The organism is Micrococcus sp. HSID17227, from assembly GCF_003989405.1.
GTDB classification, from domain to species: domain Bacteria; phylum Actinomycetota; class Actinomycetes; order Actinomycetales; family Micrococcaceae; genus Micrococcus; species Micrococcus luteus.
The window spans coordinates 1-1395 of sequence record NZ_RBLN01000399.1 but is presented as its reverse complement, the minus strand read 5'-3'; the positions used below and the strand labels follow the sequence as shown (position 1 = coordinate 1395).

Annotated in this window: 1 protein-coding gene; it reads right to left on the bottom strand. The window is 75.1% G+C overall.

All coding sequences use genetic code 11. The annotated features are described in order from the left end of the window. The coding region (locus tag D8M29_RS12210; RefSeq protein WP_161972465.1) for a proline dehydrogenase family protein at positions 1–1395 on the bottom strand (1395 nt) is incomplete at both ends.

Here is a 1395-nt window from a genome sequence, read left to right as displayed (position 1 = left end):
GCGACCCTGGGACAGGGCCTTGCCGGTCCGGGGGGTGGCCACGCCGAGGAGGAGGGCCCGGCCGGCGTGCAGGGCCCGTCCGACGGCGTCCAGGGCGGCGGCGCGCTCGGGGCCGGGGAGCGAGCCCCAGCGGGCGCCGGGGTCGGCGGTGGCGGCGATGGCGGCGCGGGCGTCGTCGGCCGTGGTGGCGCGGTGGGCGCGGACGGTGTCCGTCCCGAGGTCCGAGCCCGGGACGGCCGCGAGGATCCGGCGGGCCCACTCCCGGTTGCCGGGCAGCGCGGGGTCCGTGTCCGGGGTGTTGGCGAAGCCGTCCACGGGGGCGGGGGTCGGCCCGTCCTCCCCGCGGGACCGGTCCTGGAGGCGGTTCGGACGGGGCACGGCCGCGTCCAGGTGGCGCAGCGAGGCGCGGAAGCGCTCCTCCTCGCGGGCGAACAGGTCCGCGTCCGCGTCCAGGTCGAACACGGCGGACATGAAGTTCTCCGGGGAGGCGCCCTCCTCGAGGCGGCGCACGAGGTAGGAGATCGCCACGTCGAACTCCTCGGGCCGCACCACGGGCGTGTAGAGCAGCAGGGCGCCGACGTCCGCCCGGACGGCGGCGGCCTGGCCGGTGGCCATGCCGAGGAGCATCTCGAACTCCACCGCGGCCGGGTCGAGGCCGCGGCGCTCGATCAGCCGGTGGGCCAGGGCCACGTCGAAGAGGTTGTGCCCGGCCACGCCGATGCGCACGTGGGCCAGATGCTCCGGGGTGAGCGCGTAGTTGAGCACGCGCTTGTAGTTGGTGTCCGCCTCCTGCTTCGAGCCCACCGTGGCCAGCGGCCAGCCCGTCAGGGAGGCCTGCATCCGCTCCATGGGCAGGTTGGCGCCCTTGACCACGCGCACCTTGACCGGGGCGCCGCCGGCGGCGACGCGGCGCGCGGCCCACTCCTGCAGGCGCACCATGGCCGCGAGCGCGTCCGGCAGGTAGGCCTGCAGCACGATGCCGGCCTCGTAGTCGCGCAGGCCCGGCTGCTCGAGCAGGGCGGTGAACACGTTGAGCGTGAGGTCGAGGTCGCGGTACTCCTCCATGTCCAGGTTGATGAAGGTGTCCCGGTCCCGGGCGAGCTCGAACAGCGGGGTGAGCCGCTCGGTGATGTCCGCGACGGCCTCGTCGAACGCGTAGGGCGCGTGCGGGGCGGTGGCGGCGGAGACCTTGACGGACACGTAGTCGACGTCGTCGCGGCGGATCAGCGCGGCGATGCCCTCGAGTCGGCGGTCCGCCTCGCCCTGGCCGAGGATCGCCTCGCCCAGCAGGTTGATGTTCAGCCGGGTGTGCTCGTCGCGCAGGGCCGCGATGGCCTTGCCGAGCTGCCGGTCCCGCGCGTCGACGATCAGGTGGGAGACCATGCGCCGCAGCAA